Source organism: Paraburkholderia bryophila (genome assembly GCF_003269035.1).
GTDB lineage: Bacteria > Pseudomonadota > Gammaproteobacteria > Burkholderiales > Burkholderiaceae > Paraburkholderia > Paraburkholderia bryophila.
The window spans coordinates 399,755-415,452 of sequence record NZ_QLTK01000002.1 but is presented as its reverse complement, the minus strand read 5'-3'; the positions used below and the strand labels follow the sequence as shown (position 1 = coordinate 415,452).

At 66.6% G+C, this 15,698-nt stretch carries 15 protein-coding genes; all 15 read right to left on the bottom strand.

Features of this window, described 5'->3' with window-relative positions; translation table 11 throughout:
- Positions 1-70 precede the first annotated feature (70 nt).
- The 15 genes from BX591_RS05445 to BX591_RS05375 all read right to left on the bottom strand — a co-directional run bounded on the left by BX591_RS05445 (position 71) and on the right by BX591_RS05375 (position 15,698).
- Positions 71-514: an excinuclease ABC subunit A gene (locus tag BX591_RS05445; RefSeq protein ID WP_111929677.1), complete on the bottom strand. Its 444-nt coding sequence runs from the start codon at positions 512-514 to the stop codon at positions 71-73.
- Positions 515-578: 64 nt separating this feature from the next.
- Entirely contained in the window at positions 579-1,064 is a 486-nt protein-coding gene (locus BX591_RS05440) for a signal peptidase (protein WP_111929676.1), read from the bottom strand.
- Positions 1,065-1,101: 37 nt separating this feature from the next.
- A complete protein-coding gene (locus tag BX591_RS05435) occupies positions 1,102-2,355 on the bottom strand; it encodes a beta-ketoacyl-[acyl-carrier-protein] synthase family protein (protein ID WP_111929675.1) in 1,254 nt (417 codons plus the stop codon).
- Positions 2,352-3,578, bottom strand: coding sequence for a beta-ketoacyl-ACP synthase (locus BX591_RS05430; RefSeq protein WP_111929674.1), 1,227 nt, complete (start codon positions 3,576-3,578; stop codon positions 2,352-2,354). The genes BX591_RS05435 and BX591_RS05430 overlap by 4 nt, the downstream gene beginning before the upstream one ends.
- Complete coding sequence (locus tag BX591_RS05425) at positions 3,578-4,303, bottom strand: 3-ketoacyl-ACP reductase FabG2 (RefSeq protein WP_111929673.1); 726 nt, start codon at positions 4,301-4,303, stop codon at positions 3,578-3,580. The genes BX591_RS05430 and BX591_RS05425 overlap by 1 nt, the downstream gene beginning before the upstream one ends.
- The gene (locus BX591_RS05420; protein ID WP_244146843.1) at positions 4,300-4,830 is read right to left on the bottom strand and encodes a hotdog family protein; all 531 of its coding nucleotides are present in this window, start codon (positions 4,828-4,830) and stop codon (positions 4,300-4,302) included. Before BX591_RS05420 ends, BX591_RS05425 begins: the two co-directional genes overlap by 4 nt.
- Positions 4,831-4,835: 5 nt before the next feature.
- Complete coding sequence (locus tag BX591_RS05415) at positions 4,836-6,020, bottom strand: beta-ketoacyl-[acyl-carrier-protein] synthase family protein (protein ID WP_111929672.1); 1,185 nt, start codon at positions 6,018-6,020, stop codon at positions 4,836-4,838.
- Positions 6,017-8,515: an MMPL family transporter gene (locus BX591_RS05410; protein ID WP_111929671.1), complete on the bottom strand. Its 2,499-nt coding sequence runs from the start codon at positions 8,513-8,515 to the stop codon at positions 6,017-6,019. The genes BX591_RS05415 and BX591_RS05410 overlap by 4 nt, the downstream gene beginning before the upstream one ends.
- Positions 8,515-9,213 carry a LolA family protein gene (locus BX591_RS05405; RefSeq protein WP_111929670.1) on the bottom strand — a complete coding sequence of 233 codons (699 nt, stop codon included), beginning with the start codon at positions 9,211-9,213 and terminating at the stop codon, positions 8,515-8,517. The genes BX591_RS05410 and BX591_RS05405 overlap by 1 nt, the downstream gene beginning before the upstream one ends.
- Positions 9,201-9,632: an acyl-CoA thioesterase gene (locus BX591_RS05400; protein WP_111929669.1), complete on the bottom strand. Its 432-nt coding sequence runs from the start codon at positions 9,630-9,632 to the stop codon at positions 9,201-9,203. The genes BX591_RS05405 and BX591_RS05400 overlap by 13 nt, the downstream gene beginning before the upstream one ends.
- Positions 9,629-11,257, bottom strand: a complete 1,629-nt coding sequence (locus BX591_RS05395) for an HAL/PAL/TAL family ammonia-lyase (protein ID WP_111929668.1) — start codon at positions 11,255-11,257, stop codon at positions 9,629-9,631. The genes BX591_RS05400 and BX591_RS05395 overlap by 4 nt, the downstream gene beginning before the upstream one ends.
- A complete protein-coding gene (locus BX591_RS05390) occupies positions 11,244-13,022 on the bottom strand; it encodes a glycosyltransferase family 2 protein (RefSeq protein WP_111929667.1) in 1,779 nt (592 codons plus the stop codon). Before BX591_RS05390 ends, BX591_RS05395 begins: the two co-directional genes overlap by 14 nt.
- Positions 13,022-14,755, bottom strand: coding sequence for an ApeI family dehydratase (locus BX591_RS05385; RefSeq protein WP_111929666.1), 1,734 nt, complete (start codon positions 14,753-14,755; stop codon positions 13,022-13,024). The genes BX591_RS05390 and BX591_RS05385 overlap by 1 nt, the downstream gene beginning before the upstream one ends.
- Positions 14,752-15,447: a COG4648 family protein gene (locus BX591_RS05380; RefSeq protein WP_111929665.1), complete on the bottom strand. Its 696-nt coding sequence runs from the start codon at positions 15,445-15,447 to the stop codon at positions 14,752-14,754. Before BX591_RS05380 ends, BX591_RS05385 begins: the two co-directional genes overlap by 4 nt.
- Complete coding sequence (locus BX591_RS05375) at positions 15,447-15,698, bottom strand: acyl carrier protein (RefSeq protein ID WP_035547711.1); 252 nt, start codon at positions 15,696-15,698, stop codon at positions 15,447-15,449. The genes BX591_RS05380 and BX591_RS05375 overlap by 1 nt, the downstream gene beginning before the upstream one ends.

Sequence of the window (15,698 nt, the reverse complement as noted above, 5' to 3'; positions counted from 1 at the left end):
TTGCCGCCTCGGTGCCGTGATGCGTTGATGCGTCGAAGCACCGCGTGGTGCCGCTTCACACCACCGGCTCTTACTTGCGCAACGTCACCACGTCGCCCGTCAATGCCACACCGGCGATCACCGCACCCGCGCCGCACGTGAACTCGGTTGCGCTCTCACGCAATTCGTTCTTGTAGTTGCTCTTGATGTTGATCACCGCGTTGCCGCCTTCCTTGCGCGCGCGTTCCTGCAATTCGATCACCGCCGACAGAAACACGTGCTGGCATGCCTCCAGGTCGCTCTTGCCGAACGCGTTGGTCTTCTTGTTGGTGGCGAATTCGCCCATCGATTTGACGACGGCCGCGTGGTGTTGCCCCGCGAAATACAGGCCGATATCGTCGCTGACCTTGCCCGGTTCGCTGTGCAAGGCGGCGTCGATCGGATAGTTGTCGACCGTGTCGCGCGCAAAGGCCGGCGCGGCGCACAACGTGGCAAACGAAGCGATCAGTGCTGCACACATCAGATGGCGTTTCATTGAGACTCCTTGGTGGTTGTTGTTGCTATGTGAGTTCTATTTCAATCCATTGCGCCGCGACGACTCAGTTCGACTCCAGCACGACGAGTTGCCCCTTCACCGCGACCGCCGCCGCGCTATTGCTCACGCCACAGGTGAAATCCGTCGACGAGTTGGTCTCGGTGCTGTGAAAACGCGTCTGCACGTCGATCACCGCATTGGCGTTACGTTCGCGCGCCGCCGCGCGCAACTTGCGCACCGCTTCGGCGAGCGCCGCGTGGCACGCGCCATCCGGCGTGTTGACCTGACGGGCGATCCGCACCGAGTACGACACGTCGCCCAGTTGGGTCTTCACCGCCGGGTGATCCTGCTGGCCGAAATACACCTGCACGTTCTCGGCCGGTTGACCGCCAGCAGCGGCCGGCGCCGCCTGCTTGCGGAAATGCACCGGCGCGCCGCCGCCCGACTGCCCGCCGGCCGCATTCAACGGCACCGACAACACCTGCGTCGCGCAGCCCGTTTGCGTCAGCGCCACGACAGCCAGCGCGCCCATTACTGCAATTTTTTTCATTGTTATCGCCCTCGGTTTTTATCCATTCGCGGCCGTGTCAGCCGCCTTGCCACGCTTCAAACATCAGGCTCGCGCAACTACCGCCGAACCCGAACGAAATCGACATCGCCGTCTCGATCCGCGCGTCGCGCGTGGTGCGCACGAGCGGCAGATCGCCCAGTTCCGGCGCCGGTGTCTCGACGCCCACCGTCCCCGCGATGAAACCGTCGCGCATCATCAGCAACGTATAGATCGCCTCGTGCGCGCCGCACGCGCCGAGCGGATGACCGGTCATGCCCTTGGTCGACGAAAACGCCGGCACGCCTTGACCGTCGGACCGGTCGGACGCGGTGCCGAACACATCGCTCAGCGCGCGCAGTTCCTCGACGTCGCCGAGCGGCGTCGACGGGGCGTGCGCATTGATGTAGTCGGGCCGCTTGCCCGCTTCGCGCAACGCACCGCGCATGGCCCGCGCGATGCCGGCCGCGCGCGGCGCGACCATGCCGGCGCTGTCGGTGCAGTCGCCGAAACCGGTCAGCTCGGCATGGATCCGCGCGCCGCGCGCCAGCGCATGATCACGCGCTTCGAGCACCAGCACGCCGGCGCCCGCGGCGATCACGAAGCCGTCTCGCGCGGTGTCGTATGGCCGCGAGGCGTGCTGCGGCGTCTCGTTGAAATGCCGGGACAACGCGCCCATCGAATCGAACATCAACGTCATGTTGTCGTGCAGCGACTCGCTGCCGCCGGCCAGCACGATCTGCTGGCGGCCGCTCTGAATCAGTTGCATGGCCTGGCCGATCGCGAGCGCCGACGTGGTGCACGCCGACGACGGCGAATAGCCGACACCTTCGAGCCCGAACACCTGCGCGACGTTGGCCGACGCGGTGCTGCTCATTGCGTGCGGCACGACGTACGGCGGCACCTTGTCGATGCCGCGCGCGTCGGCAATCAGCATGGCCGCGTCGTAGCTCTGCATGTTGCCGACGCCCGAGCCGATCACCACGCCCGCTTGCGGCGAACGCAACCGGGCCTGCGCGAGCCCGGCGTCGTCGATCGCCTGGCGTGCGGCGTGACACGCGAAGCGCGCGGTGTCGCCCATGAAGCGCTCGAGCTTGCGCTCGAACGGCGGCTCGTGCGCGACCGAGGCCACGCCCGCCACCTGCGAGCCGAAGCCGCGCTCGCGCCACGCGTCGATCCGCTCGATCCGCGAGCGGCCCGACCGCAGCGCGGCCGACACGCCGTCGAGCGTATTGCCGAGACACGACACGATGCCCATGCCGGTCACGACGACCCGTTGCAGCGCCACGCTCATCGAACGCGCCTGAAAATCAGCGACGTGTTGATACCGCCGAACGCGAAGTTGTTGCTCATCACATAGTCGGCGTCGATCTCACGGCCCGTGCCGACGATGTAATCGAGCGGCGCGCAAGCCGGATCTACATGGCTCAGGTTCAGGGTCGGCGCGTACCAGTTGCGCTTCATCATTTCGATGGTCCACCACGCTTCGAGCGCGCCGCACGCGCCGAGCGTGTGACCGACATAGCTTTTCAGCGAACTGATCGGCATCGCCGCGCCGAAGGTCTGCGCGGTCGCATGGCTTTCGGCGATATCGCCGCGATCGGTCGAGGTACCGTGCGCGTTCACGTACTGAATCGCCTCGGGCGGCAGTTGCGCGTCGCGCAGCGCGAGCTGCATGGCGAGCGCCATGGTTTCGGCGGTCGGTTGGGTCATATGCGCGCCGTCCGAATTGCAGCCGAAGCCGACGATCTCCGCGTGAATCCGCGCGCCGCGCGCGAGCGCATGTTCGTATTCCTCCAGCACCAGCGTGGCCGCGCCTTCGCCGACCACGAGGCCATCGCGCGCGGCGTCGAAAGGACGCGGCGTCAGATGCGGCTCGTCGTTGCGCGTGCTGGTTGCGTACAGCGTGTCGAATACGGCGACCGCCGGGCCCGACAGTTCTTCCGCGCCGCCCGCCAGCATCAGCGTCTGCTTGCCGCTCTGGATCGCCTCGTACGCGTAGCCGATCGCCTGGCTGCCCGACGCGCACGCGCACGAGGTCGGAATGATCCGCCCTTTCAGGTCCCAGAACAGGCTCACGTTGACCGCCGTGGTGTGCGGCATCATCTGCACGTAGCTGTTCGACGTGACGTCGCCCATCGAGCCGGTTTCGAGCATCGTGCCGAATGCGCGGATCGGCTGCACCGAACCCGACGACGAACCGTAGGCGACACCCATGCGACCGTCCTTGATGGTGTCGTTGTCGGCGAGGCCCGCGTCGGCGAGCGCGAGTTCACTGGCGCGCACCGAATACATCGACACCGGGCCCATCGAACGGGTTTTCTTGCGCGGGTAATGCGCGGGCGCCTTGAATTCCGGCAACGGACACGCGAGCCGCGTATGCAGCGACTCGAAATAATCCCATTCGGGCATGCGGCGCACCGCGTTCTCACCGCTTTTCAGACGCGGCTCGATCGCGTCCCAGCTATCGCCGAACGCCGTGACGCCGCCCATGCCGGTAATGACGACACGCTTCATCACACCATCCCACCGTTGACGCCGATCACCTGACGCGTGACGTACGAGGCCGCATCCGACATCAGGAAGCTGACCACGGACGCCACCTCGGCAGGCTGGCCGACGCGGTTCATCGGCACCGTCTTCAGCGCGTGCTCGAGTTGCAGTTCCTCGAGCATGCCGGTCTCGATCAGCCCCGGCGCCACGCAGTTGACGGTGATGTTGCGCGTCGCCAGTTCGACGGCAAGCGCCTTGGTCGCGCCGATCAGGCCGGCTTTCGCCGCGCTGTAGTTGACCTGGCCGCGATTGCCCATCACGCCGGACACCGACGCGATCGTGACGATCCGGCCGCCCTTGCGGGCGCGCACCATCGGCATGGTCAGCGGATGCACGACGTTGTAAAACGAGTCGAGACCGGTTTCGATCACGATGTCCCAGTCTTCTTCGGTGAGCGCCGGAAACGCGGCGTCGCGGGTCACGCCCGCGCTGCAGACGATGCCGTAGTACGGGCCGTGCGCGGCGACATCCGCTTCGAGCACGTCACGGCACACCGCGCGCTCGCGCACGTCGAATTGCAGCACGCGTGCGATGCCGCCCTGCGCGGCGATGCCCGTCGCAACCGCTTCGGCTTCGGTGCGTCCCGTGCGGCAATGCACGGAGACGGCGAAGCCGTCGGCGGCCAACTTGTACGCAATCGCACGGCCAATGCCGCGGCTTGCGCCCGTAACGAGAACACGCCGGCTCATGAACTGAAACTCCCCTCAATGAATGACTGAAAATCGGGCGGTTGAAACACCTTGACGACGGCTTCCGCGCAACGCAGATCGCCGTGATGGATCGTGCATTCGTACGCGCCGTGGCCTTCTTCGCTGCGTAGCAACTCGGTGACGTGTACGCGCAGTTGCGCGCCGCCGCTGAACGACGGCTGCAGCGCTTTGTAACTGCGCGAGCCGAGCAGAACGCCGGGCCGCGCGCGGCCGCCGCCGCGCATGGCCAGCAACGCGACGTGCGCGGCGATCGCCTGCGCCATCAGTTCGATGCCGAGCCAGGCGGGCATCGCGCCGTCGGCGTCGGCGTACCAGGCGTCGGCGTGGACCGTGGCGCGTGCGCTCAATGTGTCTTCGTCGAAAGCTTCCACCGCGTCGATCAGCAGCATGGTGCCGCGATGCGGGATGATCGCTTCGATCGGCTGGCGCAGCAGTGGCTCGTGCGTGGGCGTCGGCGTCGATGTCGACGTTGGTGTTGTCGGGGTTAGCGTCGTCGTGGTCATCATGCGCATTACCGGGCCAGAATCAGGCTGACATTGCTGCCGCCGAAAGCAAACGAATTGCTCATTACGTACTGCGAGTCCGCGCCGCGAGTTAAAAACCGCTCGCTTTCGACGAGGTCCAATGCCGGTAGCGAAGGATCGGCCTCGCCGTCCCACACATGAAGCGGCAGCGGTACGTCGTCGCGCGACAGCGTCAGCCACGCGAAGCCGAGTTCGGTGGCGCCGGCCGCGCCGAGCTGGTGGCCGGTCAACGGCTTCGTGCCGCTGGCCGCAACGCCTTCGGGGAATACGCGCGCCATCAGGCCGGCTTCCATCTCGTCGTTCTTGCGCGTGGCGGTGGCATGCAGATTCACATAGCCGATCGCCGACGGCGCGACGCCCGCATCCGCGAGCGCTTCGCGCAGCGCGAGTTCGCCGCCCGCGCCTTGCGGGTCCGGCGCCGAAATGTGATGCGCATCGCTCGACTCGCCGACGCCCGCGAGCCGCACCGTCGCTTCGTCGCGGCTCATCAGAAACACCGCGGCGCCTTCACCGACGTTGATCCCGCAACGATTGCGGCTCATCGGATTGGTGCGCACGGCACTGGTCGATTCGAGCGAAGCGAAACCCTGCACCGTCAACTCGCACAGCGAATCCACCCCGCCCACCACTACCGCATCGCATAACTGCAATTGCAACAGACGGCGCGCCGACGCGAACGCCTTGGCGCTCGACGTGCAGGCCGTCGAAATGGTGTACGCCGGTCCACGCAAACCCAGCACGGCGGCGGCAAACGGCGCGGCGGTGCCGATTTCCATCTGCCGGTAATTGAAGCTCGTGGGCAAGCTGCCGGCCTGCGCCTGATAGACGAACGCGGCTTCGGCCGCCTCGATGCCCGACGTGCTGGTGCCGAGCACCACGCCGATCCGGTGCGCGCCGTAACGCTCGCGCGCGATCTCGACGGCGGGCGCAATCTGCGTTAGCGCGGCGAGCAGCAGGCGATTGTTGCGGCAGTCGTAACGCGCCAGCGCGGCGGGCGGCGCCAGATCGAGCGGCGCGAGCACGCTGCCGACGAAGGCCTCGCCGATGCCCGTGTGCGCACTCGCCATGCCGGGCGATTGCGCGCCGGCCAGCGCCGGGACGATGTGGTCGAGGTCGCCGCCGAGCGCGTTGATCATGCCGAGCGCGTGCAAATAAACCGATGGCGTCTTCATGCGACCCTCCTTGATTCCGATGGCATGCCGATCGGTGCGAGCAGCACCGAGACGAAAATGCCGAGCGCCAGCGTCGCGCCGAAACTCTTCAGCGCGGGCATGGCGCTCATGCCGAGCATGCCGAACGACAGCAGCGTGGTGGCCGATGAAAGCAGCACACCGGTCCAGACCGCGCCGAGATCCGCATCCGCGCGCAAACAGCCTTCGCGCAGAAACACAGCGTAGTTTGCGCCGACGCCGAGCACCAACATGAGTGCAAGCCAGTTGAACAGATTGAGCGGCACGTGCGCGTAGCCGAATGCGGCCAACGTGAGGCCCACGGCGAGTAACACGGGCAAGCACACGGCGACGCCGCCGCGCAGGCGATCGGCCACGCGGACTTGCTTCGCCGCGTATCTCACCACCAGCAAAACGAGCACGAGCGCGAGCGCACCGCCGAGCCACCAGCCGCTATCCACGCGATACGCGCCGAACAGCTTCGACACGCTCGCGGCTTTGTCGACGAACACCACGCCCGGCAGACTGTGCGCGGTCGCGATCAGCGCAGGTTCGTTCCGCGGCGTCACGCCTTGCGGGATCACGACGGCGGCGTACGCCCTCGCGGCGGGATCGACCTCGCCAAGCCATAAATGCCGGTACGGCTGCGACCACGGCGCGGCGAGCCACGTGTCCACGGTCAGCGGCGTATGCGGTTTGGCGAACGCGGCAAGCCACGCGTCGGCAACGTCGTCCTTGAAGCCGGCTTGCAGCAGCGTCGCGCGCAAGGCGGCCGGGTCGTCGAAGACATGCTGCGCGAGCAGTGCGCGGTCGTCGCTCTGCTGTTTCGCGGAGGGCACGAATTGCACGACCGATTGATAGCTGCCCACCTGATTCGCGGTGCCGTTCAACGCATCCAGTTTCGTGCCCAGCGCTTCGGCACGCTGCAATACGAGTTCCGGCGTCTCGCCGCGTACGACGAAAAACTGCGCGCTGTTGTCCACGCCGATCGCGTCGCGCACCTTGTCCTCCTGCGCGACGAGCAGTGGATCGCGCTGGATCAGCAGATGAATATCGTCGTCGCTGGTCAAACGCAGCCAACCGGGAATCGCGACGATCAGCAAAAGCGCCGCGACGCCCCACGAGCGCCGCCCGCCGATCGTGCGATGCCAGACCGTGAGCCCACGCGCCGCCGCCGCGAACAGACGCTGCGGACTGCGCTTAGGGGGGCGCGTCAGCAAGGCGGGCAACAACCCCAGCACGGAGGCGAAGGCCGTCGTGATGCCCGCCATCGCAAAGCACGCAATCTGCTTGAGCGCGGGAAACGGCACCCACATCAGGATCGCGTAGCCGAGCAGGCTGGTTGCCAATGCCACCGTCAGCGCGGGACGCACCGCGCACGCGCCGCGCCGGGCATCCCAATCGCGGCCGGCGCCGAGATAGACCACGAAGTACTGGATCGAATAGTCGACGGCCTCGCCGATCAGGCTCGCACCGAATACCAGCGTCAACAGGTGCAGTTTGCCGAACACCAGCATGGTTACCGCCAGCGCGCAGACAATGCCGAGCGCCGTCGACACGAAGCCGAGCAGCAGCAGACGCGGCGAGCGGAACACCCACATCATCAGAAGCGCGATGCCGCACAGCGACGCGATACCGATCAGATGCACCTCATGTTCGGAAGCGCTGCGCGCCGATTCCGCGTAGAACACCGCGCCGGTTCGCGCGACCGCGACGTCGGGGAAAGATTGCTTCAGTTGCTGTTCGCCGCGGGCAAGCGCGGCGAGCACCGCGTGCTGCGTCTTCGTTTCGTACGCCGAGCCCGGCAAGGTCGCGACGATCAGCACACTGGTCGCCGCGCCGCGATGCGATACCAGCAGGTTGTCGTCGAGTTCGAGATTCGAGGTGGCGAGCGGCAGGCCGCCCAGCCAGTGTTCGAGCCAGCCGAACGGGTCGTCGGCGAGGGGTGTCGTCAGGCCGCCGTGTAACGGGCTGTAGATGCGTTGCGCCAGGGCATCGTGCAGGGACGATTGCTGCGCGGCGCCTGTCGCGGAGGCGCTTTGCAGTGCGTCGTGCGGTGGCGTGGCGCTCGCGTGACTGACTGTGCCCGAGAGCGTTGCACGGTCGGCCGGCGTCAGCAGCCCAAAGCGATACGGCAAATACAACGCGCCGATCTGCGACAGATCGAATGGCGGCAGCTCCGCCGTCACCGACCCGAACGCCCCGCTCTGCCGCAGCGACGCGCCCAATTGCCGGGCTGCGGCCTTGGCATGCGCGTCGTCTTTGCTGGTGACGAGAAACACCGTGCGATCGCCGAGTGCGCTTGCCAGCGTATCGACCGCCTGTTCGGCGACCGGGTCGGCCTCGGTGGCCGGCAACAGCGCGAGCAGATTGGTCTGCAACGGCGAGGGTCCGGCGAAACGCCAGCCGCAATACAGCGTCGCGATCAGCGCGAGCAGCAGCCACGCGGCGCGCACGCTCCACGCCTGTTTCACGGACCGCTGTTGCAGCATGTCCATTACGGCGCTCCGAACAGGCTGCGTTCGGCCGGCGTGAGGTCGGCGACCGCCGCGCTTTTCGCGAAGTCGAGCCGGGTCACGTCGCCGTTCGCGAGCGTGATGCGCAAGCTTTGCAGATAGTCGCCGCCGCTCATCTCCAGGCCTTTGATCGATTGCGCGATCTGCGGCTGGTTCGGCGTGAGTTGCATGCGCCATTGCGCGGCGCTGCCGTCGGCCTGCACGTCGAATTGCGAGTACAGCGCGGACAGATCGCCGCCGAGCATCGCGCGCATCATCTTCGACACCTGCGCGACGCCGCGTGCGCCTTGTGCGCTGTGATTCGTCACGCGTAGGCCGGCGGCGTTGAGTTCGGCGACGCCGGCATCGGTGATCACGTAGGTGGCTTTGTACGGCGTGTCGATCTGCCAGATCACGCCGCGTTCGCGAAAGAACAGCAACGAGCCGCTGCTGACGAGCGGCTGCTTCATCGCGGCGAGCGTTTGCGTCTGCGTGAACTGCGCACGCACGCCCTTGGCCTGCGCGAGATGCGCGGCGATCTGCGAGACCAGCGCGGGGTTGCCGGGCGCGGCTGGCGGCGATGTCTGCGCCGCTTGCGCGGCCATGGCGGACAGGGGCCATGAAAGCGCACCCAGCACGCCACACGCGCCGACTGCAACCCAACCGCTCACCAGCGCCGCGCGCAAGCTCATCGTCCCCATGCGCGCTCCAGCTTGTCGAACACCACCGGCGGCGAGACGAACTGCAGTTCCTGAGTCGCGGCATCGACCGCGACCTGGATCGTGTAGCCCTTGGTCAAGCGCGTACCGGACGCGCAATCGACGATTTCATAGCCTATTTTCAGGCGGTTTTCGTGTTCGAGCAGTTGCGTGCGCACTTCGATCTGCTGGCCGTAGATGGCCGGCCGCACATACTTGAGATGCACCTCGACGATCGGCCACAGATAGCCGGACGCCTGCATCTCGCGATAGTCGTAATCGAAGGTACGCAGCAGCGCCGCGCGGCCGATCTCGAAGTACTTCAGATAGTGGCCGTGCCAGCAGACGTTCATCGCATCGACGTCGTGGAACGGCACTTCGACCATTGCGCTGGCGCTCGGTACGTTGCGGGACTCGCTCATGCGTGCGCCCCCCCGCGATAGTCGTGCAGCAGATCGCACGCGGCAATGCTCGCCGTCAGTGCGCGCAACTCGTGTTCCAGCGCGCGGTCTTCGTCGACGAACGGCGACGCCGCGCTCACCCGGTCCATGAAATCCTGCAACGGCGCCGGCACCGGCGTCGTGCTGTCGAGCCGCAAGCGCAGGCGCGCGGCCTGCACCGTCGCGAGCGTATGCGCGGCGGCCACCTGCTCGGTTAATTCCAGCACGCGCAAACAGTCGCGCGCGGCGATCGTGCCCATGCTGACCTTGTCCTGGTTGTGCGCCTCGGTGGAGCGCGAGAACACGCTTGCGGGCAGGGTGTTCTTCAACGCTTCGGCGGTCCATGCGGACGACGAAATCTGCACCGCCTTGAAGCCGTGATTGATCGCCGCACGCGCGGGCGCCGCGCCGGACAGATTACGCGGCAAGCCATTGTTGAAATTCACGTCGACCAGCAACGCGAGCTGCCGGTCCATCAGATCGGCGAGGTTGGCCACCGCGACCTTCAGCGAGTCCATCGCGAACGCGATATGGCCGCCGTAGAAGTTGCCGCCATGCAGCACGCGTCCGGTGTCGGGATCGATCAACGGGTTGTCGTTCGCGCTGTTCAATTCGTTCTCGACGTCGCGCCGCACCCACGTCAGCGCGTCGCGTGCCACGCCGATCACGTGCGGCGCGCAGCGAATCGAATAGCGGTCCTGCAGGCGATGCCCTGGCGTGTCGTCGCGCCCGCTCAGATCCTCGCGGATCCAGGCTGCGGCTTCGGCCTGCCCAACGTGCGGTTTCACTTCGAACAGTTGCGCGTCGAAGTGTGCCGCGCGGCCGTCGAGCGCCACCGTGCAGAGCGCCGTGAGACGCGCGGTGAGGCGCGTCAGGTGATCGGCGCGTGCGAACGCGAGGCAGGCGAGGCCCGTCATCACCGCCGTGCCGTTCATCAGCGCGAGGCCTTCTTTCGGCGCGAGGGTGAGCGGCGCGTGACCGAGTTCGCTCCAGACCTCGCGCACGTCGCGCAGTTGCCCGGCGAACATCACGTCGCGTTCGCCCGCCAACGCGGCGGCCACATAAGACAGCGGCGTCAGGTCGCCGCTCGCGCCGACCGAGCCTTCCGAGGGAATGCGCGGCAGCACGCGATGATTGACCAGATCGGCGAGCCGTTCGAGCAACACGGGGCGCACGCCGGAAAAGCCGTAGGCGAGCGAATTCAACCGCGCGGCGATCACCGCGAGGGTTTGCGCGTCGTCGAGATACTGGCCCATGCCGCAGCCGTGATAGCGGGTCAATTGCAGCGGTAGCGCTTCGACCAGCTCCATGGGCACGTCGACCACGCAGGCGTCGCCGTAACCGGTGTTGACGCCGTAAACGGTTGCGCCCTCGGCCAGATGACGACGCAGGAAATCCGCGCCGCGCTGGATCCGCGCGCGCCACGCCGGATCGGCGCTCAGCGCGATCGGCGCACGTTGATGGGCAATCGCGACGACCTCTTCGATGGTCAGCTTGCGACCGCCGACCACGACGGCGCGTGCGCCTGTTGTCCCGGCATTGACGTGCGGGTTTGCGTTCAGCTTTGCGCCGGCTACCGACGCGTCGATCAGATCATGTTCGGCCATTCGCGCCTCGCTTGGGGCTGGCCCAGAAATCGAAGAAGTTGAACCATTGATAAGGAGCCTTGCGGCAATAGTGTTCGAGCCGCACGGCGTAACGTTGCGCCCATGCCGCGAGATGCTGCGCGCGTTCGCGGCGCGGCAACTCGATGCGCTCGGCGAACGGCTCGAAATAGAGACGGTAACCGTCCTGCTCTTTCAGACAGAAAAACAGATAGACGGGGCAGCCCAGCGCGTGCGCGAGTACATACGGGCCTTGCGCAAACGGCGCGGTCGAACCGAGAAATTGCGCCTCGACCGTGCGGCCCGTTTCGTGCGCGGGCACGCGGTCGCCGACGATCACCAGCAACTCGCCGTTGTCCACGCGTTCCTGCATCAGCATCGCGGTCTCGGGACCGAAGTCGCGGACTTCGAGCAGGTGGCGCGCGAACTCGCTATTGGCCGACGCCAGCACGCTGTTGAAGCGCCGCGCGTGCTCGGTATAGACGACCGCGGTGACCTTGGCATAGGCACCCTGCGCGGCGAGCGCACGGGTCATCTCCAGATTGCCGAGATGCGCGCCGATCACGAGCGCACCCTTGCCGCTCGCGGTCAGCGCCTGGAAAGCAGTGGGATCTTCGAATTTGACGTCGGCGTTATTGACGCGACCGGACCACGCCGCAAGCTTGTCGAAGCCCGATTGCGCGAACGCCAGCATGTGCCGGTACGCGGACAGCCAGCCTGGCCGTGGTGTATCGCCGTGCGGCGCGGCCTGGCTGAGATGTCTGAAATAGTTGCTCGACGCCTCGCGCGCGGCGCGGCCAGTCAGCAGAAAATACGCGACGATCGGATGCAGCCATAGCGCGGTGAAACGGCGGCCGAACAGCTTGCAACTGAGTGCGAGCAAGGACATGCCGAGATGGCTGCCGCGTTCGGCGACACGCCACCAGTCCTGCTGGGTTGTGTCGTGCTTGTCGGTTTGAGCGTCTTGAGCGTCTTGAGCGCGTGGGTCGCTTTGGTCGTTTCCCGCATCCGCGAGAACGCCGCGGCGCGGCATGACCTTGTGGGCGAGCAGCACCGGCAGACGCCACAGCATGCCGAACACGAGCCGCGTGTGGCTGCGGCTGATCCGCACGTTGTCCCACAGCACGTCGAAATGCGAGACGCCGTCGGCGGCATACGTGACGCGCGTCGGAATCGAGCGGAACGCCGCGCGCCGCCAGTAGAGACGTACGAGGATTTCGATGTCGAAGTCCATGCGCGTGGGCAACTGCACGCGATCGATCAACTCGCAGACGAGCGCCAGCGGATACAGACGGAACCCACACATCGAATCGCGAATGGTCAGCGACAGCGTTTCGATCCACACCCACACGTGCGTCAGATAACGGCCGTAGAGGCGCGCTTTCGGCACGCTCTCGTCGTAGACCGGGCGACCGAGAATCACCGCGCCGGGCTCGGCCTGCGCGGCTTCGATGAAACGCGGCACGTCGGTGGCGTCGTGCTGCCCGTCGGCGTCGATCTGCAACGCGTGCGTGAAGCCCGCGCGGCGCGCCGCGCGCAGTCCCGCCATCACCGCCGCGCCTTTGCCGCCGTTGACCGGCAAACGCAGCAGCGTCAGTTGCCCCGCGTACTGCTGCGCGAGCGCGGCGAGCACCTGCTGGGTCGGCTCGTCGCTGCCATCGTCGACGACGAACAGCGGCAAGTCATGCACCGCGAGATGAGCGACGGTCGCACCGATCGCGTCTTGATGGTTGTAGATCGGAATGACGACACACGCGGCGAACTTCATCACGCGTGCTCCCGGTAGACGATCACGCCGGACGCGCATTCGCGGCCGCTCAGTTTGTAGACGAATTGCAAGCGCCGACGCGCGGCGTCGTGGGCCAGCGTGAGTTTCAGCACCGCGCCCGGCGCCACCGGCGCCATGAACTTCAACCGGTCGACCGATGCAATCGCGCGCGCGGCCGGCACGTGATCGGCGGCGAGGCGAATCGCCCAGTCGACCTGCACCACGCCGGGCAGAATCGGCAAGCCCGGAAAATGGCCGGCGAAATGCACGAGCGTGGGCGGCACGCGCAGGTCGTAATGCAGCGTGTCGCCGCTGCGCGCTTCGGCGAGGACTTCCATGCCTTCGCGGCGCGGTTCGAACGCGGCGGCGAGCGCCGCGACGGGGAGTTTGCCGCGCGCGTCGAACGGCAGCGTCGCCCGAAACCGCCAGTGGCGCGGCAGCACGACGACATCGAAAAAGTCGGCGAGATGCCGGCGCAACGTTTTGGCGAGCGCCACGCGGCCTTCGTCGCGTAACGCCTCGCTGCCCGCTTCGGTCAACGCGACAACCGCGCCGACACGCTTGCGCGTGGCGCCTTCCAGCGGCACCAGCGCCGCTTGCGCGACATACGGATGCCGCGCGAGACGCGCTTCCAGTTCCGGCAGCGAGACGCGCTTGCCGTCCAGTTTCAGCACGCGATCGAGGCGCCCTTGCAGACGGAACCGGCCGTCGGCGTCGAGCGCGATCTGGTCGTCGGTACGATGCCAGCCGCGGTGGTCGAGATGCGGCGAGCGCACGTTCAGCGCGCCGTCTTCGTCGCGACGCACTTCGATACCGGCCACCGGTTGCCAGGCGTCCGTCTGATCCTGACGCCGCCACGCAATGCCGCCGGTCTCCGTGCTGCCGTAGATTTCGAGCGGCGCGGCGCCATAGGCCGAGGCGTATTCCTGCGCGGCTTCCAGCGCGAGCGGACCGCCCGACGAGAAAAACGCGCGCGGCGCGGGCGTCAATGCGGCAAAGCCCGGCAACGCGGGCCAGCGCGACAGTTGCGCGGGCGTGGACACCACGACCGTCGCGCCCGCCTGGTCGATCTGCTGTTGCAGATGCAACGGTTCGAGGCTGATCGCGCGGTCGAATGCACGGCCCGCCGCAAGCGGCCACAACACGCGAAACAGCAGACCGTAAATGTGATGATGCGGCACGCTCGCGAGCATCGTCGCGTCGCCGACGAGCGCGCCCCATTGGCGTTCGAGCGTGTGCACTTCGGCGTTGAATTGTGCGAGCGTCTTGCGGATCGGTTTGGGCGTGCCGCTGCTGCCGGAGGTGTAGAGCGTGAGCGGGGCTTGCGGGTCGAGGAAGTGACCGGTGGGTGTGGCCGCGGCCGCTGCGTTGGTGTTGGCGTGGGAGTCGGCTTCATCGCTGTCACGCGCCATGAACCGCAGTAGATCCGCGTCCGTCAGCACCGCGTCATAAGCGTCGGCCAGATCGGCCAGATATCCCGGCGTCGCATTGGCCGGAATCACGGGCTCTTTTCCGCACGCGAACAGCGCAAACAACGCGCAGGCGAAATCAAAGGGATCGTCGATACACAGCGCGTAACGTTGCGCGTCGCGCGTTTGCAGCAGCGCGATCAGGCCCGCCGCGCGCGCGCGAAACGCGGCACGATCGAGCACCACGTCGCCATCGCGGCATACCGGCGTTTTCAACCCGGCAGCATCGACGGCCACCGACAACACATCATGCAATGCAATCATGCCGCCTCCGAACGCGCGGCTCGCGGCAGCACCACCAGGTAACGCCAGACAATCTCCGCCACCAGCAGCACGCCGATCAGCCCGTACGCGATCGCGCCGTTATACAGCGACCAGTTCGCGCGACTCCAGTACAGCGCCGTATAAGCGGAAAACGCGCCGTTCAGCGCGAAGAAACCGCACCACACCTGGGTCACGCGCCACGTATGACGCACCGCGCGCGGCGGCAGATCCGGATTGCCGAGTCGCGCGAATTTTTCGATCATCGACGGTCCGCGCACGAGCGTCGCGCCGAACGCGATCAACAGCCCCAGATTGACGAGCGACGGATAAAGGCGCAACAGCAGTTCGCTGTTGGTCAACACGATCGCCGCCGACGCACAGCTCAGCAAGCCGACCACGGTCCAGTCGATCGACGAGAGCCGCCGCAGCGAGGTCGCGACCGGGCCGCTGCCGGCCCAGCGCTGCAGCCACAGGATCGCGAACAGCATGCAACCGACGTAACGCGGCGTGTCCCAGCGCCACGCGCACAGAATCAGCGCGGGATAGGCGAGTTTCAACAGCACCTGCACGACGGTTTTGGCCCAGCTGCGCCCGGCCTCGGTCGAGGCCGGAACGGTCCCGGCAGTCGTGACGTGAGCGTCGGCGCCGGCCTGCTCCGCCACCGCCTGCCTACGCGCGCGCGCGGCGAACATCAGCCTTGTGCAGCCAGCAGGGATTCGACCGCACCGATCACATCGCCGACCGTGCGCACCGACTTGAACTCTTCCGGCTTGATACGGCGGCCGGTCATTTCCTGCAGTTTGATCGCCAGGTCGACAGCGTCGATGCTGTCGAGATCGAGCTCTTCGAACAGGTTCGCTTCAGGCGTCACGCGCTCCGGCTCGATCGCGAAGTTCTCTTTGAAAATGGCGCGGATGCGCTCAAGAATCTCAGCCTCGGACAC

Bases quoted from the DNA above. Each gene is read 5' to 3' on its own strand.
- BX591_RS05440 (WP_111929676.1), bottom strand. From the start codon at position 1,064: ATGAAAAAAATTGCAGTAATGGGCGCGCTGGCTGTCGTGGCGCTGACG.
- BX591_RS05400 (WP_111929669.1), bottom strand. From the start codon at position 9,632: ATGAGCGAGTCCCGCAACGTACCGAGCGCCAGCGCAATGGTCGAAGTG.
- BX591_RS05395 (WP_111929668.1), bottom strand. From the start codon at position 11,257: ATGGCCGAACATGATCTGATCGACGCGTCGGTAGCCGGCGCAAAGCTG.
- BX591_RS05380 (WP_111929665.1), bottom strand. From the start codon at position 15,447: ATGTTCGCCGCGCGCGCGCGTAGGCAGGCGGTGGCGGAGCAGGCCGGC.
- BX591_RS05445 (WP_111929677.1), bottom strand. From the start codon at position 514: ATGAAACGCCATCTGATGTGTGCAGCACTGATCGCTTCGTTTGCCACG.
- BX591_RS05420 (WP_244146843.1), bottom strand. From the start codon at position 4,830: ATGATGACCACGACGACGCTAACCCCGACAACACCAACGTCGACATCG.
- BX591_RS05430 (WP_111929674.1), bottom strand. From the start codon at position 3,578: ATGAAGCGTGTCGTCATTACCGGCATGGGCGGCGTCACGGCGTTCGGC.
- BX591_RS05415 (WP_111929672.1), bottom strand. From the start codon at position 6,020: ATGAAGACGCCATCGGTTTATTTGCACGCGCTCGGCATGATCAACGCG.
- BX591_RS05405 (WP_111929670.1), bottom strand. From the start codon at position 9,213: ATGGGGACGATGAGCTTGCGCGCGGCGCTGGTGAGCGGTTGGGTTGCA.
- BX591_RS05385 (WP_111929666.1), bottom strand. From the start codon at position 14,755: ATGATTGCATTGCATGATGTGTTGTCGGTGGCCGTCGATGCTGCCGGG.
- BX591_RS05390 (WP_111929667.1), bottom strand. From the start codon at position 13,022: ATGAAGTTCGCCGCGTGTGTCGTCATTCCGATCTACAACCATCAAGAC.
- BX591_RS05425 (WP_111929673.1), bottom strand. From the start codon at position 4,303: ATGAGCCGGCGTGTTCTCGTTACGGGCGCAAGCCGCGGCATTGGCCGT.
- BX591_RS05435 (WP_111929675.1), bottom strand. From the start codon at position 2,355: ATGAGCGTGGCGCTGCAACGGGTCGTCGTGACCGGCATGGGCATCGTG.
- BX591_RS05410 (WP_111929671.1), bottom strand. From the start codon at position 8,515: ATGGACATGCTGCAACAGCGGTCCGTGAAACAGGCGTGGAGCGTGCGC.